The organism is Neobacillus sp. B24, assembly GCF_055381825.1.
On the sequence record NZ_AP035777.1, the window covers coordinates 4,855,643 to 4,870,677 of the forward strand.

Consider the following 15,035-nt stretch of genomic DNA (forward strand, 5'->3'; position numbering starts at 1 on the left):
TATCCACAGCCTTTTGAACTATATTCAGTATTTATCTACAGGTTGTTAACAATATCCACAAGGTTATCAACATATTATTAAGGATTTGTTAACAACTTGTCCCTTTTACTGGGTAAATTGGAGATTAGCTTATCCACAAGTTATTTGAATTTATTCACAGCATATCGGTAGTTGTCTACATGTTATCCACAAATTCACAATAAAAGGCCTGAAATGATCTCCAGGCCTTACTGTTGATTGTTTTTCTCAACAATTTCCTTTAACTCTCCTGTATCACCTTTTGCATTGATGATTTCAAATATTTGGTTCAAACCCTCACTCGTTGCTTCGTCTTCATTCGTCACGATTTCATTATCATTCTTCTTCAAGAAAAAACCTCCTTTATAACCTATAGAATGACCAATCTAACCCTGAATAATTAACGTATCCACTATAAAAATATTACTTTGCTCACTAATTCACAAAATGTTCAAAAAACCGATTTGTAACAGTGACCTGCATCACTAGAGCAATTTTTCCAGCGGATAAAATGGAAATGTAAACACTTACAAAAAATTAAGGGGATTAAAAAATGGAGGGAAGTAGGATGGGAAAGATTACAAAGGTTGCAGCTGTAATGGTCACTTCTGTCATGTTGTTAAGTGCTTGTGGAAAACCTGATTTGTCTGTGGAAAAGAAAGTCGAGGCAAAAACAACGAAGGATGCAGCTGTGGAGGTATTCGCCCCCCATAAAGATCTGAACCAAAAACCAACTCCATTGAAAATAGACCGCGTCGGTGAGCACGAAGTAAATATCGAAATGACCGCGCAAATTACTGATATTGAAATTTCCAAAGGGGATATTTATAAGGCATGGACCTTTAACGGCGAAGCGCCTGGACCGGTGATCGTTGTCAACCAAGGCGATGCAATCAACTTTACCTTAAAAAATATCGACCCGGCGATTCCGCACAGTATGGACTTCCATGCCGTTCACGCAGCACCTTCTGTGGATTTCGCAAATGTCATGCCGAATGAAGAGGGTACCTTCACTTACCCGGCTAACAATCCAGGCGTGTTCATGTATCACTGTGGCACGAAGCCTGTTCTATCGCACATTGCCAACGGAATGCATGGTACGATTATTGTAAAACCGAAGGATGGCTACCCAACCGATGCTGACGTCGACCGTGAGTTTGTAATCGTTCAAAATGAATGGTATAAATACAACAACCTAGATGACTTTACAAATGGTGTTCCTAAATATGTCGTGTTCTCCACAAAGGCGTTAAAGGATGGCGATTTAAACAGTAATGGAACAGTTGGCGCGCTTGTTGACAAACCTCTCCTTGCCAAGGTTGGGGATAAAATCAGATTATATGTGAATAACGTAGGACCGAATGAGGTATCCAGCTTCCACGTTGTCGGCACTGTATTTGATGATGTTTACATCGACGGCAATCCATATAACCAGATGAAGGGGATGCAAACCGTGATGCTTCCAGCCAGCGGCGGAGCAGTGGTTGAGTTCACTGTCACCAAGGAAGGCAGCTTCCCGATTGTGACACACCAATTCAACCATGCTCAAAAAGGCGCAGTCGGCATTATAAAGGTCACCAAGGACGGTCATGATGATGGAAGTACGGCTATGTCACACTAAAATATAGGTTTTAAAAAGGCACCGGAGTTTCGTCCGGCGCCTTTTGTGTTGGTGATTGGACCCTGGACACGATTATAATCGCGCCCCAAGCTCAATCGCTTTACTAGTATGGTAGATCGCTTTAATTCTTAATTTTTGCTTCAGGTCGTCACACAAACAGTCATCCTGGAGCAGCTCATGATGTCGCTGCTGCAATACATGATAATAATATTTGCCTTTTAATAACAATTTTAACACATGAAACCCTCCTCCATTTTGGTGGACATAAATCGCAGGGAGTCCTCGTGTTCGGTAGCTGGCTGGCATCGTCGGAAACTTTAGCCCCTATAGCTTTGCGTCACCACTTTTCAATGGCTTTGCCGGTTCGTACGATTTATGTGTTATGACAAATATAACCAAGTTTGCCTACTTGTTAAAGTGTCTCCGGACCTAAATTTTCTGATAAATTCGTGAACAGTGAGCCCTGTACATTCAGTTTAGTTCCTTTTTTGGCTTTTGACGGTTTTAAAGCTCTCCTATCGTGTCCATGCTGTTAGCAGATGTGAATTTTACGATAAGGAAGTTTTGTATGATAAAATTATATTCCGTTTTTCTGAGTTTTGTTGCTGTTTTTTCGTTGACAGGCTGCATCGGCACCCAACATTTTGATATGGATCAGGGAAAAATAGCCGAACCGCCGCCACCTGTTTCAGTTGGCTCTCAGGCCAAGTATGCTGGCAAGGGTGAGGCCGTGAAGGTCGTTACCACACCAGATAGTGTCCCGGTTCTCGTCAACAAACAGAACAAATTGCCTGACGATTATGAACCGGCTGACTTGGTGGATGCAGGGATCCCCTTTATATTTAAAGAGGATTCCCCGAAACGGAAAATGCGGACAGAGGCTGCGAAGGCGATTGAAAAATTATTTGGAGCTGCCGAACAAGAAGGTGTGAAGTTACTAGGAGTTTCGGCCTATCGCTCGCATGTGACGCAAGAGGCCTTGTTTAACTACTACGTTGACAGGGATGGCTACGAAGCTGCTGCGACCTATAGCGCCCTGCCTCGCAGCAGCGAGCATGAAACCGGGTTGGCCATTGATGTAACCGGCGGCAACGGGAAATGTGCTGCCGAGGATTGCTTTGGTAATACAGTAGAGGCCAAGTGGCTCGATGAGCACGCCTCCGCATTCGGCTTTATTATCCGCTACCCCAGAGGCAAAGAAGCAATCACCGGCTACCAATACGAACCTTGGCACCTCCGCTACGTGGGAAAAACTATTGCAAAGGAAATCATGGGCCGTGGCATTACCCTCGAAGAATACTACAATGTCATACCGGTGAATAACTAAGGAATATAGGATAGCCCTCCGCTATATGGCGGAGGGCTTCAATTATTTGCCGCGAATTTCGAGCAATTTGAGTTTGAGGTCGTTTTCCATGGTGGAAAGTCAGCGAATGGTGCCTGACACCCTTTGTAAGTTTAGCATATAGGCGGAGATTTTCCGGTTATCCTCTAGAATAGAGCTCGGTTCGGGGGATATAAGCGGAAGGTTTCCGCCTATGCAAAGAAAAATTAATCATTTTCACGTTTTTCGAATCAATAACCGGAATTCCTCCGTCTATTTTTGCTATTTTCATTGCTATTTCATAATTAAGAGAAATTTCTCCGCTTATTTATCAAAGCCGCTTTAGTGCCTAATGAACTTGTACAACAAAGGCCTTTTTGATTGTGAAATATACTGGAAGTTAATGTGATTAGGTCGTTTTGCACCTCACAAGTAAACCCTCCGCTATATATGGCAGAGGGTTTGTTTTATTTGCCGCGAATTTCGAGCAATTTGAGTTTGAGGTCGTTTTCCATGGTTGCGAGTTCTTGTTCGGCGATACGACGCTTATGGCGGCCTTCTTCTTGGATTCGTAATGTTTCTTCAAGTGTCGTAATAAGATTTTCCTGTGTCTTCTTGAGTGTTTCGATATCGACGAGACCGCGTTCGTTTTCTTTTGCCGTTTCAATTGTATTGGTTTTCAGCATTTCGGCGTTCTTTAACAGCAGCTCATTGGTCGTTTTCGAAACCTGTTTCTGTGCCTCGACAGCATGGCGCTGGCGGATTAGCGTCAACGCAATCGCCACCTGGTTTTTCCATAATGGAATCGCCGTCACGATAGAAGATTGAATTTTTTCCACAAGCGCCTGGTTCGTGTTTTGAATCAAGCGAATTTGCGGTGCACTTTGGATTGTGATTTCCCGGCTCAGTTTTAAATCATGGAGACGCTTATCCAAGCGGTCGGCGAATTGAATCATATCATTGACTTCCTGGAATTTCATCTGGTCATTACTTGCCTGTGCTTCCTGCTTCAAGCGTGGAATGATTTTTTCATGCATTTCCTCTAGTTTAATTTCCCCAGCGGCGATATAAACATTTAACGCTTGGAAATATTCTTTATTCGTTTCGTACAGCTGCTCGAGCAGCTTGATGTCAGATAGCAGCACGTTTTTGCTGCGCTCAAGCTTTACACTAATCCTGTCAATTTGCGCGCCTGTTTTCTGGTATTTGGACAAGACCTCCTGAAGCGAGCTGGAGATTTTTCCAAACATTCGCCCCAAAAGCGATGGCTTGCTGTCCTTTAACTCGTCCGGATTAACTTCATTTAAACGCTTCATTAAATCGGCGATAATTTCTCCGATTTCCCCGACGTCCTTCTTTTGGACATGCTCAAGCATCGTATGAGAGAACGACAGAAGCTTTCCCTGGGCTTGAGTACCATATTGAATCATCGCCTGATGGTTGGTTGGATCAATTTGTTCCGCGAGCTGCAGCGCCTTGGCCCGGTGCTCTTCAGGAATCACATCGATTAGCTTTACCGGTCTTGCCTCGTTAGTTTGCGGGACCGGGCTTTTCGCCAGCTGCGGCTCGGGCTGATCGCCGAATGGGTCAGCCAGAATATCATCTAAAAATTTGCCGCCAGTTTTGTTCAAGTTGAGATTATTTTCGCTCATTTCTTTAACCACCTGTTCTCTTCGGGAAATTTAAGTTCCTTTTGTTTATTGATCGTATGTTTTGCGACATCAATTTCAAAATTGAGGTGATCAACATCATTGGAAACAACCTGGTATAAATCTTCTTCCAATACTCTGGACAGCTCATTCAGAGTCTGCTGCGTTTCAATTAGCGATTGATTGATTTCCAGGCTCTTTTTCGGCTGGGACGAAAGGAAGCTGTATTTCTCCGTTAACTCGACGACCGAATCTAAATGGGAGAAATAAAACGGTTCTGCCTGGTAAAAACGCTTCGGCTCTTTCGCTGCCATCTTCTGGATTTTTTTTATGATTCTTAGGATATCTATCCGCTGTTTGACCGAGGATAGATCCCGGATTGAAAACAGCGATTTATTCAAGCGGCGGATTTTTTTATTGGCCTCCGCCAGATTTTTTTGGATATAACGGAACTCTTTTCGTGTCAGCCCATGCTTTTTTAAAAAGCTGGATGTCATGAACAAGGACATGACAATATGAGTAAGAAAGCCCCCAGCCAGTGCCAGCGCAACAGACGGCCAAAAGTTCACATTAATAAACACATAGCTGATAAAGCCCGTGAGGACGGTAACCGGGACGGCCACAAACGAGCGGACAACCAACGAAAGGACAGGGTTCATCATAATCGACTCCTAACTAAATTCCTTGCTATTCATACGAATAACTCAGAAAAATGTTTCATCTAAATAGAAACCGCGACTAGAAAATAATTTCCATTTATTACTTCCACAATACACTAAAAAACTCCTGCCTGCTATAGACCACGAGCGGAAGAAAATCTACGACCTGAGACCTATTTTTACTGGGGAGGGACCGATGCAAGCAACAAGAAAAGGGTGGGAACCCATCGTTCTCACCCTTTTGTGTTGCGTTTATTTTTCATAAAGTTCAAGCGGAAGGCCATCAGGGTCAGCGAAGAAGGTGAATTTCTTATCAGTATAGGGATCGATACGAATCGGCTCAACCTTTATTCCCTGTGAGGTTAGGTATTCTACTGCCGCCTCAATATCTGCCACCGCAAACGCTAAATGTCTCAATCCCGCTGCTTCCGGATAGCCTGGACGTTCCGGTGGGTCTGGGAACGAAAACAGCTCGATTTGATAGTGCCCATTCACCTCTAAATCAAGCTTATAGGATTTCCGCTCCTCACGGAAAACCTCCCTGATTGGTTTCAAACCAAGGATACGCACATAAAAATCCTTCGACTTTTCATAGTCTGAACAAATGATGGCGATATGGTGTACAGATTCTAGTCTCAATTTCCATCAACTCCAAAATCGGATGGTCTGTTTTCGTTGCGACCAAATTGATAGAGAATGGCTTCAACTATTCGTTTTGAGGCAAAGCCGTCCCCGTACGGGTTGGAAGCCTTGGCCATTTGATCATGTGCTGCCTGACTGGACAATAGCTCATCTGCTAAACCAAAAATCGTTTCTTCATCAGTCCCCGCCAGTTTCAAGGTTCCCGCTTCAATTCCCTCAGGACGCTCGGTTGTATCACGTAACACAAGAACCGGAACTCCCAATGACGGGGCTTCCTCTTGTACACCACCAGAATCGGTCAAAATTAAATACGCCCTTGAAGCAAAGTTGTGAAAATCAATAACATCCAACGGCTCAATAAGGTGAATCCGCCCATTGTCTCCAAGAATACGATTGGCAATTTCACGCACAACCGGGTTCATATGTACAGGGTAAACAACTTGAATGTCTTCATGTTTTTCAACCAATCGGGAAATAGCACGGAACATATTTTCCATTGGCTTACCGGTGTTTTCACGGCGATGAGCCGTCATTAAAACTAAGCGATCGCCGCCAATCCGGTCTAAAACCGGGTGCGAATAATCAGTCTTAACCGTCGTCTTTAACGCATCAATTGCTGTATTACCCGTGATAAAAATCGAAGCTTCCTTTTTATTTTCGGTCAAAAGGTTTTGCTTGGACTGAATCGTAGGAGAAAAATGTAAATCAGCCAAAACACCGGTTAGTTGACGGTTCATTTCCTCCGGATATGGCGAATATTTGTTGTGGGTGCGAAGTCCAGCCTCAACATGCCCAATCAGAATTCGATGATAAAAGGCGGCCAAGCTGGCAACAAACGTTGTGGTTGTATCACCATGAACGAGCACAATATCCGGTTTAACCTCGCCCAAGACCTGGTCCAATCCCTCTAATGCACGTGTGGTTACGCCAACCAAGGACTGCCTTTCCTTCATAATATTAAGATCATAATCCGGGGTGATTTCAAAAATCCGCAACACCTGGTCTAGCATTTCCCGGTGCTGGGCTGTAACTGTAACGATGGATTCGATCTGCTCCGGACGTTTTTCCAACTCTTTTACAAGCGGAGCCATTTTAATTGCTTCCGGCCTTGTCCCAAATACAGTCATTACCTTCAATTTATCCATAATTACCTCCAATAATCTTCCTGACATCAGTATACATCTTATAGATAGATTTTAAAATTATCTTCAAATTTGCACATTAACATGATAACAAAATTAACTTGAAGGAAAAAGCAATATTGATTTGACGATAAATTTCCCTGGGTTGAATATCGATTGTCAATTCCAAAAAGGGCGTGCAATAACATTTGTACAAATTCCTTTTATCCACCCCCCGAATATATTGCCATTGTTAGTTTTTTAAAAAAGATATAAGAGGTGAAGCATGCTTTGAAGAAAAGGGCCCTTTTTACGATACCGCTCAGTATACTGCTGATTGCGGCGATTGTTGCCTCGTTTTTCTTTATCAATCTCAAACCGGCTGCCGGCGATGTAAAGCACGCCCAGAGGCTGAATGAATACACGAAACCCGCGGTTGTCCGGATTATTGACTATGCAGTCGTACAGTGGCAGTTTCTTGACTACAACCCTGATGTCCAAGCAGTCTTTGAGAGGTTAAAATATCAAACTTTAATCGGGGGATCCGGCTCGGGAGCGGTTATTAGTCCCGATGGCTATATCGTTACCAACGCTCATGTCGTGGAATTTGCGAAATCGGAAGATCAGGAGATTGCCGATGCCGCTTTCGAGCAGTTGGTGACGATTATGGCAGACTACTTCCAAGTCGATTTCAACGAGGCGTATGACTATCTGCTCCAATGGACTCAATACACGGGAATTCAAAAGGTCACCAAGGTGATTTTACCTGGGGGAGATGTACTTGATGGCGAGATTAAAAGCTACGGGGCTCCGATTAATGAAGGAAAAGATGTGGCGGTAGTTAAAATTGAGGGGAAAAATCTGCCGACCATTCCGCTTGGCAGCTCCGATGACATCGAAAACCAGGATGATATTTGGGTTAGCGGCTATCCGGCAGCAGCTGATTCCCAGCTATTATCACCAGATTCCTCCCTTGTTTCGACGATGAATGCTGGGCAGATTTCCGCTACCGATAAAAAGACGGATCAAGGCAGTCCAGTCATCCAGATTAATGCTGCAGCGACGCATGGCAATAGCGGGGGTCCGGTTATCAGTGAAAATGGCGACATTATTGGGCTTTTGACGTTTAGAGGCGACACGGTCAATGGTCAGGAGGTCCAGGGCTTTAATTTCGCTGTACCGGTAGATACGGTAAGGGAGTTTGTGAACCAGGCAGGCGTCCGGAATACCAAGAGCGAAACGGACCGGCTTTATAAGGAAGGGCTCGATTTATATTGGGGCGGCTATTACAAGCATGCTTTAGAAAAATTTGAGGCAGTGCAGCGGATTTATCCGAAGCATTCCGAAATCGAGGAATATATCAGCAATTCCGAGAAAAAGATGGGCAACAGCAAGACTTTGTGGTCAGACTACGCCATGATGTTCTATATTGGTGATGGCGTTGCCGGACTGCTGGTGCTGATTTTATTGGTGTTTACTTTTGTGGGTGGACGATCGAAAACGCGTGGTGCCGGGACTGCGGTAATGACTGGGGCTGAACCTGCTTTAGTGCAAACACCGGGTGCGGCACAGACAGGAACGCAGCAGCAAGAGAATACCGGACTCGAACCAAACATCGCTGACCTAAACAAGGACGGGAAAGTCGACATTCAAGACATCCTCCTTGCCCTCCAAGAACAGCAAAAGAACCAGAAGAAGGACGAAGACTAGTTATATAGCACGGAAATCGGGATGCAGTTTTGTTACTGCATCCTTTTTTTATTAATAGATTCCCCAAAATGCACTTTATTACGAATAGGATTTTTTAACCATATATGGTAATATAAATATAATATTATTGAAATACTTCCACCTGAAGTACTGCCATTATTCTGCACTTAACCCCATAGAAAACTAAGTCAAAAAAAGATTTTACAATTCAATCCACATCTGGAGGAATAAACAATGTCACCCCTAAAGAAGAGTCCTAGAAAGTGGCTAAAAATTATCGGAATCCTCCTTTTGGTCCTTTTTATAGGAATTGGCACTTATGGTTACATAGTCTATAAATCTTTAAAAGATGCAGTGACGACCATGCACCAGCCTATCGAGCGAACAGTGCCCTATAAACGTACGGAGCCAGTCCTTTTAGAGAAAAAAGCTCCTTTCTCCGTCTTGATGCTGGGTGTCGATGAACGGGAGGGTGACAAAGGCCGGTCTGATACAATCATTGTTTTAACAGTAAATCCGAATAATCAATCCGTACAAATGTTAAGCATTCCCCGCGATACCCGGACAGAAATAGTCGGAAAGGGCAAAGACGATAAAATTAACCACGCCTATGCATTTGGCGGCGTCCCGATGTCAATGGCAACAGTAGAAAACTTTCTCGATATCCCGATTGATTACTACCTGCAAATAAATATGGAAAGTTTTCGAGATATTGTAGATGCCGTTGGAGGTGTCCAGGTCTATAATGATTTAGACTATTTCGTAGATGAATTTAATTATCCGAAGGGCGAAATTACGCTTACCGGCGAACAGGCATTAAGCTATGCCAGAATGCGGTATGAGGACCCAAGGGGAGACTTTGGCCGTCAATCCAGACAACGGCAAATCATTAATGCAGTCATTCAAAAGGGAATCAGTCTTTCCAGTCTGACGAATTTCCAAGATATTTTTCAGGCCCTTGGGAAAAACATCAAAACGAATTTAACATTTCAACAAATGGTCGATATTCAAAAAAATTATCGAGATGCCGGAAAAAACATTGAACAAATGGAAATAAAAGAGACCGGGACCATGATCAATAAGATTTATTACGGCCTTGTTTCTTCTGAGGAAAAAGCGAGAATCCAATCAGAGCTAAAAACGCAGCTGGAATTGCAATAGCAATTTTAAAGAACGAGGGATAACACGAAAATCTATTTAATAAGCTGGCTTGAATGACCGTCAACTATTACGACAGCCATTCAAGCCAGCTTTCCTTTTTCTATAAATTCCGCATTGGGTGTGGTACCATATTGACATCAATAGTATTGTCCTATGCACAAATTCTTTCCCACAGGAAACATTTCTGAGTTTACGCATATAAAAATATAATTGAATTTATTTGACGATATCTGAGATTAAAATGCTACATGAGGAGGGAGAAGAACGTGCCTGAAAATCTGTTATTAGCGTTTGGCTTGACCTTATTCGCTGGTCTGGCTACCGGAATCGGAAGCTTGCTTGCGTTTTTCACATCACATACAAATACAAAATTCCTGTCGGTAACACTAGGATTCTCTGCTGGGGTAATGATATATGTGTCAATGGTTGAAATTTTTGTCAAAGCAAAGGTGGCCCTCATAGATGCACTTGGAACTGTGCCGGGAAACTGGGTGACGGTCGCGGGATTCTTCGCAGGGATGCTGTTGATTGCCGCGATTGACAAATTTATTCCAAAGCAGTCAAACCCACATGAATTAAGAACAGTCGAGGATATGTCATCCAAAGGAAATGGCTCCTCCAATGGCAATGGCGGCTTAACTGCCGATAAAAAGCCGGATTTATTAAAAATGGGGACGTTTACGGCGCTGGCGATTGGCATTCATAACTTTCCAGAAGGAATTGCCACCTTCACCTCTGCGCTTCAGGACCCAAAACTCGGCATCGCCATTGCCGTTGCCATTGCTATTCACAACATACCAGAAGGTATTGCCGTCTCTGTTCCGGTTTATTTTGCCACAGGCGATAAGAAAAAGGCCTTCAAGCTATCCTTTTTGTCGGGATTGTCAGAACCAATCGGGGCCCTTGCTGCTTACCTGTTCCTGATGCCATTTCTGAACGAAGTCATGTTTGGTGTTATCTTTGCCGCAGTTGCCGGAATTATGGTGTTCATCTCACTTGACGAGCTGCTTCCGGCCGCGAAAAAATATGATGAAGCGCATCTTTCTATTTATGGGTTAATTGGCGGCATGGCCGTGATGGCGATAAGCTTGCTGCTATTTATCTAAATAACTTTAAAAATCCCCTTCGAAACTATTAAAGAATTGTAATGGTTTCGAAGGGGTTTTTACGCTTTATAGAATTGTAGATTTATTGTTAGAAACTGTTTTTAAAATTTCTTTTTAGGCTGTGAAGAGAATGAATTGGTTGTATTGGATTCTGTCCTATTTTATAGGGAATATCATGTTTGGCTACCTCGTCACCAGGATATTTTTTCAACAGGATATAAGAACGGGCGGGAGCGGCAATGTCGGAGCAAGGAACGCCGGAAGGCTTTATGGGAAAAAGGCCTTTGTCCTTACATTTCTTGGTGATGCGTTAAAGGGGACAACGGTTATCCTGCTTGGACGTTATTTTGGGTTCTCGGAGACTGTTTTATTGGCCGGCCTAGCGCTAGTGGTCATTGGCCATTTAAAGCCAGCTGTGCTGGGGTTTAAAGGTGGTAAAGGAATTTCAACCTTTATTGGCGGGATACTAACTTTCGAGCCGCTCGTTGCTCCTTTCGTCGTGCTGGCATTCGGGGTACTCTACCCATTTACCAAAAGCTTCACCCTTGCCGGTCTCGGTTCATTCCTTGCTGCCCCGCTTGTCCTATACTTCAGTGCCTATGGCCTGGTAAACTGCCTGATTGTAATGGGCATACTCGGACTGCTTTTTCTGGCACACTCTGAAAATATCAAGGAACGACTGAAAAGGTAGATTTATTTCACTTTATAAGAGTGCCAATCTACCTTTTCTTCAACTTTCTATTGAGTGTCCACCCCACGTGGACAAAACAGATAAATTGTCCACGGGTGGTGCCTGACACCATTTTGCTAATCTGCCTTTTTTCTATCACACGAAAACGGACTCTCTTGTTAAGCCGCTGCGGTTTAACTTAATTGCTTCTGTAATGCTTTCGTCGGTTATGTGCGTGCTTCCAGATAAATCAGAGATGGTGCGTGCGAGACGGATAATTTTGATATGGGTTCGATTGCTCATGCCTTCTTTCAATAGCAGATTCCGTAAGGTTTGTTGCTGATGAGTGCTTAAGGGGCTGGTTTTTAAAAGCAGATCGTACGGAACCCGGCCGTTACAGATTTCCTGCCCATAACGGTCGTATTGCCGTATCCTTGCCTCTTCTACCCTTGTCTGGATCGTTCGGGATGAATCCGCCGCTGCCCCAGCAATCGTCTCCGCAGCTAAATCCACTGCCCCTAAACTTAGGTGAATATCAAACCTGTCCCGAAGCGGCCCTGAAAGCTTATTATGGTAGTAGTGAATCTGCTTAGGCGTGCACGTGCAATAGTGGGTGTTGGACCCTGCATAACCGCACGGGCACGGATTCATCGCCGCTAGCAAAATGAACGAGGCTGGGTACGTAATCGTGGCATGGGTCCGGCTGATGGTGATCATCCCGTTTTCCAGCGGCTGCCGCAGCATGTCCAACGTCTTTTTCGAAAACTCCCCGATTTCATCGAGGAATAACACACCACGATGGGCCAAAGAAATCTCCCCCGGCTTTGGATACTGCCCGCCGCCAATAATTGAAACGCCTGAGGCAGAATGGTGAGGATTGCGAAATGGCGGAGCCTCTGTTGGCGAGTCCGCCATTCGACTTAACTGGTACAAACTCATCACCTCCAGCTGTCCCTCCTTCGATAATGCCGGTAAAATGGATAGGAAACTCCAGGCAAGCAAGCTTTTCCCGCAGCCAGGCGGTCCGGTCATCAGCACGTGATGCTCCCCGGCCGCGGCTATTTCAAGTGCCGTCTTGGCAGCGGAATGACCGATGATTTGCTGGTAGTCTATGTAGTCTGGATTCGCGCCGCGTTCCTCCGGTTGTTTTTTCAAAAAGGGTTCGGACGCACGCCTCGGCGCGGAGCATTGTCCGGTAAGATGGCCGATGACATCCTGCAACGATTCCACATGAATGATATCCATCTCAGTAAAATCGAGGGATGGAAGCTGTGAATCGAAAGGTATATAGAGTTTTCGTACGCCAAGAGTCTTTGCGGCGAGCAGCGCCGGCAGCAGCCCCTCGACAGGTTGTACCGCTCCGTCCAATGACAGCGCACCGATGAAGGCAGTGTCCAGCTGGACCACTGCATCCAGCTCACGAAGGCTCAGCAAGACCCCGATTGCCATTGGCAGGTCAAACATGGAGCCCATTTTCTTTTGGTCTGCAGGCGAGAGGTTAATGGTTATTTTTTGTCCATTAGGTGTGTACCCAAGCGACCGAAGTGCAGCGATGATCCTCTCTTTGGATTCCTTCACCGCGGCATCTGGCAATCCCACAATTTTAAAAGTATCGTTACCGACATATGAGCTCACCTCGACATTCACCCGGTAGCCTGCCATTCCTTTTAACCCAATGCTTGTTACTTTCGCCCACATGTTGACACCTCCCCTTCAATGAAACAAATCTTGCCGTTTTCCCAATAAAACTTGTCATTATACCGTGATTTCATATAGTGTTCATAGGACTGTGATGGGGGTTCTGGGAAGAAAGACAGAATATGCTGGGGGTTGACGATCGGCTGTTTTGGACCTGCCATCCCGTCAGTGAGGACATAGGCACAATAACTGCTCCAAGGGTACTCTTCGGGTGTGGAGACCATTCCGGCGACCACCGGATTTAAATGAATATACCTGCTGACATCAATCTCGTATTCAGGTGAGTTAAGCAGTTCAGCGCCGTATCTGCTTTCGAATACATGTCCGGAAAAATCGTACTTCTTGTTAAAATATTTGGCGTACTGGGTGTTGAGGTACTTCATGATGGTGCTGAGCGGGGTTTCCAGCGTTTGCAGCTGGAGATGGGTGTGATTGGACATCAAACAATAAGAATGTAGGATAAACGTGTAGCGCCTCCGTGTTTCCTCGAGCAAGGAAAGATACTTCTCATAATCCTCATCCTCAAAAAACAACTGACTCCTACGGATTCCCCTGCTCGTCACATGAAACTTCGCCCCTGCAAACCACAAACGATTATGGCGCACCATATAATCACTCTCCTTCAATAGAATTAAGCTCCTTTATTATACTTGGAAAATTCTGCACGGTCGCTTATGAAGGGGGATGTTAACAAAATGTTCAATTTGTTGATCACAGGTGACTGTTTTCGTGCTGTAACCCCAACGTAATGAATAATTGATCCTAACGGGTCATATTTATTTTACAATACAGCTTTGCACCACTCACCAAGGGGGGAATGTCTCTGAAGGCGGTCAGATTGTTGCAGCGTTTGCTTGGGGCTGTCTTGCTTGTGGCCGGTATTTATCTGATTTTCGGAGCGGATCAATTCTATGGCGTCCTTTTCATTATTCTGGCATTCTTAGTTTTCCCGAATGTAAGCAAAGGAAAACAGCGGTCCTATAGCCATGATGTAGAAGGCCGGGATTATCACCATGATTCCGCGTCTGACTTAGGCGGGGATTCCAGTAGCGGTGGTGGCGGAGACTAGAAATACCATATATAATTGCCCCCGAACCTAGCCATTCGGGGGTTAACAATCTTCATATAATCTGCGAAAATAGTATTCTTCGGAACTCCGAACCCGGAGAAAATTATCCCCGACTTTCGCGATTCATTTATTTTTCATAAAATAATACAAAAACCAGACAGCATGATTCTGCTCATCGGCTGCAGATCTGCGAAACACCTCCCTAACAAATGGGTCTGTCGCCTCGTCAGCAATTTCCAGGTAAAAATCTACCGTTTTCTGCTCATCGACCAACGCAAACTCCAATCCCTTTACATAATCTCCAGGGCATTCCTCGACAATTTTTGCCTGCGGCGGTCTCCCCGTCAACCTCTGATACAGCTGTACAAACTGCTGATAATGCTTGACTTCGTCCTGTCGGATTTCCAGGATTTGCTCCCGCTCTGTTTGCTTCCTCGCTAAATTAGCCAACTTGGCATAACAATCGATAGCGCTGTATTCACCATTTATCGCCTTTTCAAGATCACTTATGAATTTATTGGATTGCCGGGCTAACGCGTCCAAATAATTGGTATAAGGATACATAGTCATTCCCCCAATTCTTTCTC

The 15,035-nt window shown here is 44.5% G+C and carries 16 protein-coding genes and 1 riboswitch; of the genes, 7 read left to right on the forward strand and 9 right to left on the reverse strand.

Going from position 1 to position 15,035, the window contains the following annotated elements; genetic code table 11:
* Positions 1-227 precede the first annotated feature (227 nt).
* A complete protein-coding gene (locus ACZ43M_RS24030) occupies positions 228-368 on the reverse strand; it encodes a hypothetical protein (RefSeq protein WP_464508127.1) in 141 nt (46 codons plus the stop codon).
* 218 nt (positions 369-586) lie between these two features.
* Between ACZ43M_RS24030 and ACZ43M_RS24035 the strand changes: the two genes are divergently transcribed.
* On the forward strand, positions 587-1,639 hold the full coding sequence (locus ACZ43M_RS24035; protein WP_464505032.1) for a multicopper oxidase domain-containing protein: 1,053 nt from the start codon (positions 587-589) through the stop codon (positions 1,637-1,639).
* 72 nt (positions 1,640-1,711) lie between these two features.
* Here the strand turns inward: ACZ43M_RS24035 and ACZ43M_RS24040 are convergent, their stop codons facing one another.
* Positions 1,712-1,876 carry a hypothetical protein gene (locus tag ACZ43M_RS24040; RefSeq protein WP_464505033.1) on the reverse strand — a complete coding sequence of 55 codons (165 nt, stop codon included), beginning with the start codon at positions 1,874-1,876 and terminating at the stop codon, positions 1,712-1,714.
* Positions 1,877-1,926: 50 nt separating this feature from the next.
* Positions 1,927-2,010: riboswitch (cyclic di-GMP riboswitch) on the reverse strand.
* 197 nt (positions 2,011-2,207) lie between these two features.
* Here ACZ43M_RS24040 and ACZ43M_RS24045 point away from each other — a divergent pair.
* Positions 2,208-2,966 carry a M15 family metallopeptidase gene (locus ACZ43M_RS24045; RefSeq protein WP_464505034.1) on the forward strand — a complete coding sequence of 253 codons (759 nt, stop codon included), beginning with the start codon at positions 2,208-2,210 and terminating at the stop codon, positions 2,964-2,966.
* Positions 2,967-3,430: 464 nt separating this feature from the next.
* On the opposite strand, the gene ACZ43M_RS24050 is transcribed toward ACZ43M_RS24045, so the two are convergent.
* The 4 genes from ACZ43M_RS24050 to wecB form a co-directional block, all read right to left on the reverse strand.
* Entirely contained in the window at positions 3,431-4,615 is a 1,185-nt protein-coding gene (locus tag ACZ43M_RS24050) for a toxic anion resistance protein (RefSeq protein WP_464505035.1), read from the reverse strand.
* Positions 4,612-5,274: a 5-bromo-4-chloroindolyl phosphate hydrolysis family protein gene (locus tag ACZ43M_RS24055; protein ID WP_464505036.1), complete on the reverse strand. Its 663-nt coding sequence runs from the start codon at positions 5,272-5,274 to the stop codon at positions 4,612-4,614. The genes ACZ43M_RS24050 and ACZ43M_RS24055 overlap by 4 nt, the downstream gene beginning before the upstream one ends.
* Before the next feature lie 249 nt (positions 5,275-5,523).
* Positions 5,524-5,910 carry an SMU1112c/YaeR family gloxylase I-like metalloprotein gene (gene gloA2 / locus ACZ43M_RS24060; protein ID WP_464505037.1) on the reverse strand — a complete coding sequence of 129 codons (387 nt, stop codon included), beginning with the start codon at positions 5,908-5,910 and terminating at the stop codon, positions 5,524-5,526.
* A complete protein-coding gene (gene wecB, locus ACZ43M_RS24065) occupies positions 5,907-7,061 on the reverse strand; it encodes a non-hydrolyzing UDP-N-acetylglucosamine 2-epimerase (RefSeq protein ID WP_464508103.1) in 1,155 nt (384 codons plus the stop codon). Before wecB ends, gloA2 begins: the two co-directional genes overlap by 4 nt.
* 264 nt (positions 7,062-7,325) lie before the next feature.
* Between wecB and ACZ43M_RS24070 the strand changes: the two genes are divergently transcribed.
* The 4 genes from ACZ43M_RS24070 to ACZ43M_RS24085 all read left to right on the forward strand — a co-directional run bounded on the left by ACZ43M_RS24070 (position 7,326) and on the right by ACZ43M_RS24085 (position 11,702).
* A complete protein-coding gene (locus tag ACZ43M_RS24070; protein ID WP_464505038.1) occupies positions 7,326-8,744 on the forward strand; it encodes a S1C family serine protease in 1,419 nt (472 codons plus the stop codon).
* A gap of 234 nt (positions 8,745-8,978) precedes the next feature.
* Positions 8,979-9,905: a polyisoprenyl-teichoic acid--peptidoglycan teichoic acid transferase TagU gene (tagU, locus tag ACZ43M_RS24075; protein WP_464505039.1), complete on the forward strand. Its 927-nt coding sequence runs from the start codon at positions 8,979-8,981 to the stop codon at positions 9,903-9,905.
* Between the two features lie 266 nt (positions 9,906-10,171).
* On the forward strand, positions 10,172-11,011 hold the full coding sequence (gene zupT / locus ACZ43M_RS24080; RefSeq protein WP_464505040.1) for a zinc transporter ZupT: 840 nt from the start codon (positions 10,172-10,174) through the stop codon (positions 11,009-11,011).
* 130 nt (positions 11,012-11,141) lie between these two features.
* Positions 11,142-11,702 carry a glycerol-3-phosphate acyltransferase gene (locus ACZ43M_RS24085; RefSeq protein ID WP_464505041.1) on the forward strand — a complete coding sequence of 187 codons (561 nt, stop codon included), beginning with the start codon at positions 11,142-11,144 and terminating at the stop codon, positions 11,700-11,702.
* A gap of 135 nt (positions 11,703-11,837) precedes the next feature.
* On the opposite strand, the gene ACZ43M_RS24090 is transcribed toward ACZ43M_RS24085, so the two are convergent.
* A complete protein-coding gene (locus ACZ43M_RS24090; RefSeq protein ID WP_464505042.1) occupies positions 11,838-13,379 on the reverse strand; it encodes a YifB family Mg chelatase-like AAA ATPase in 1,542 nt (513 codons plus the stop codon).
* Positions 13,364-14,005: a transposase gene (locus tag ACZ43M_RS24095; protein WP_464505043.1), complete on the reverse strand. Its 642-nt coding sequence runs from the start codon at positions 14,003-14,005 to the stop codon at positions 13,364-13,366. Before ACZ43M_RS24095 ends, ACZ43M_RS24090 begins: the two co-directional genes overlap by 16 nt.
* A 191-nt stretch (positions 14,006-14,196) precedes the next feature.
* On the opposite strand from ACZ43M_RS24095, the gene ACZ43M_RS24100 reads away from it, so the two are divergent.
* Positions 14,197-14,448: a hypothetical protein gene (locus ACZ43M_RS24100; RefSeq protein ID WP_464505044.1), complete on the forward strand. Its 252-nt coding sequence runs from the start codon at positions 14,197-14,199 to the stop codon at positions 14,446-14,448.
* 123 nt (positions 14,449-14,571) lie between these two features.
* Here ACZ43M_RS24100 and ACZ43M_RS24105 read toward each other — a convergent pair whose 3' ends face one another.
* Positions 14,572-15,012: a ferritin-like domain-containing protein gene (locus ACZ43M_RS24105; protein WP_464505045.1), complete on the reverse strand. Its 441-nt coding sequence runs from the start codon at positions 15,010-15,012 to the stop codon at positions 14,572-14,574.
* Positions 15,013-15,035 lie beyond the last annotated feature (23 nt).

What these genes read in the sequence shown, in the direction of transcription:
- ACZ43M_RS24055 (WP_464505036.1), bottom strand. Translation starts at nt 5,274, where the DNA reads ATGATGAACCCTGTCCTTTCGTTGGTTGTCCGCTCGTTTGTGGCCGTC.
- ACZ43M_RS24035 (WP_464505032.1), top strand. Translation starts at nt 587, where the DNA reads ATGGGAAAGATTACAAAGGTTGCAGCTGTAATGGTCACTTCTGTCATG.
- ACZ43M_RS24090 (WP_464505042.1), bottom strand. Translation starts at nt 13,379, where the DNA reads ATGTGGGCGAAAGTAACAAGCATTGGGTTAAAAGGAATGGCAGGCTAC.
- ACZ43M_RS24050 (WP_464505035.1), bottom strand. Translation starts at nt 4,615, where the DNA reads ATGAGCGAAAATAATCTCAACTTGAACAAAACTGGCGGCAAATTTTTA.
- ACZ43M_RS24085 (WP_464505041.1), top strand. Translation starts at nt 11,142, where the DNA reads ATGAATTGGTTGTATTGGATTCTGTCCTATTTTATAGGGAATATCATG.
- tagU (WP_464505039.1), top strand. Translation starts at nt 8,979, where the DNA reads ATGTCACCCCTAAAGAAGAGTCCTAGAAAGTGGCTAAAAATTATCGGA.
- ACZ43M_RS24105 (WP_464505045.1), bottom strand. Translation starts at nt 15,012, where the DNA reads ATGTATCCTTATACCAATTATTTGGACGCGTTAGCCCGGCAATCCAAT.
- ACZ43M_RS24100 (WP_464505044.1), top strand. Translation starts at nt 14,197, where the DNA reads ATGTCTCTGAAGGCGGTCAGATTGTTGCAGCGTTTGCTTGGGGCTGTC.
- ACZ43M_RS24045 (WP_464505034.1), top strand. Translation starts at nt 2,208, where the DNA reads ATGATAAAATTATATTCCGTTTTTCTGAGTTTTGTTGCTGTTTTTTCG.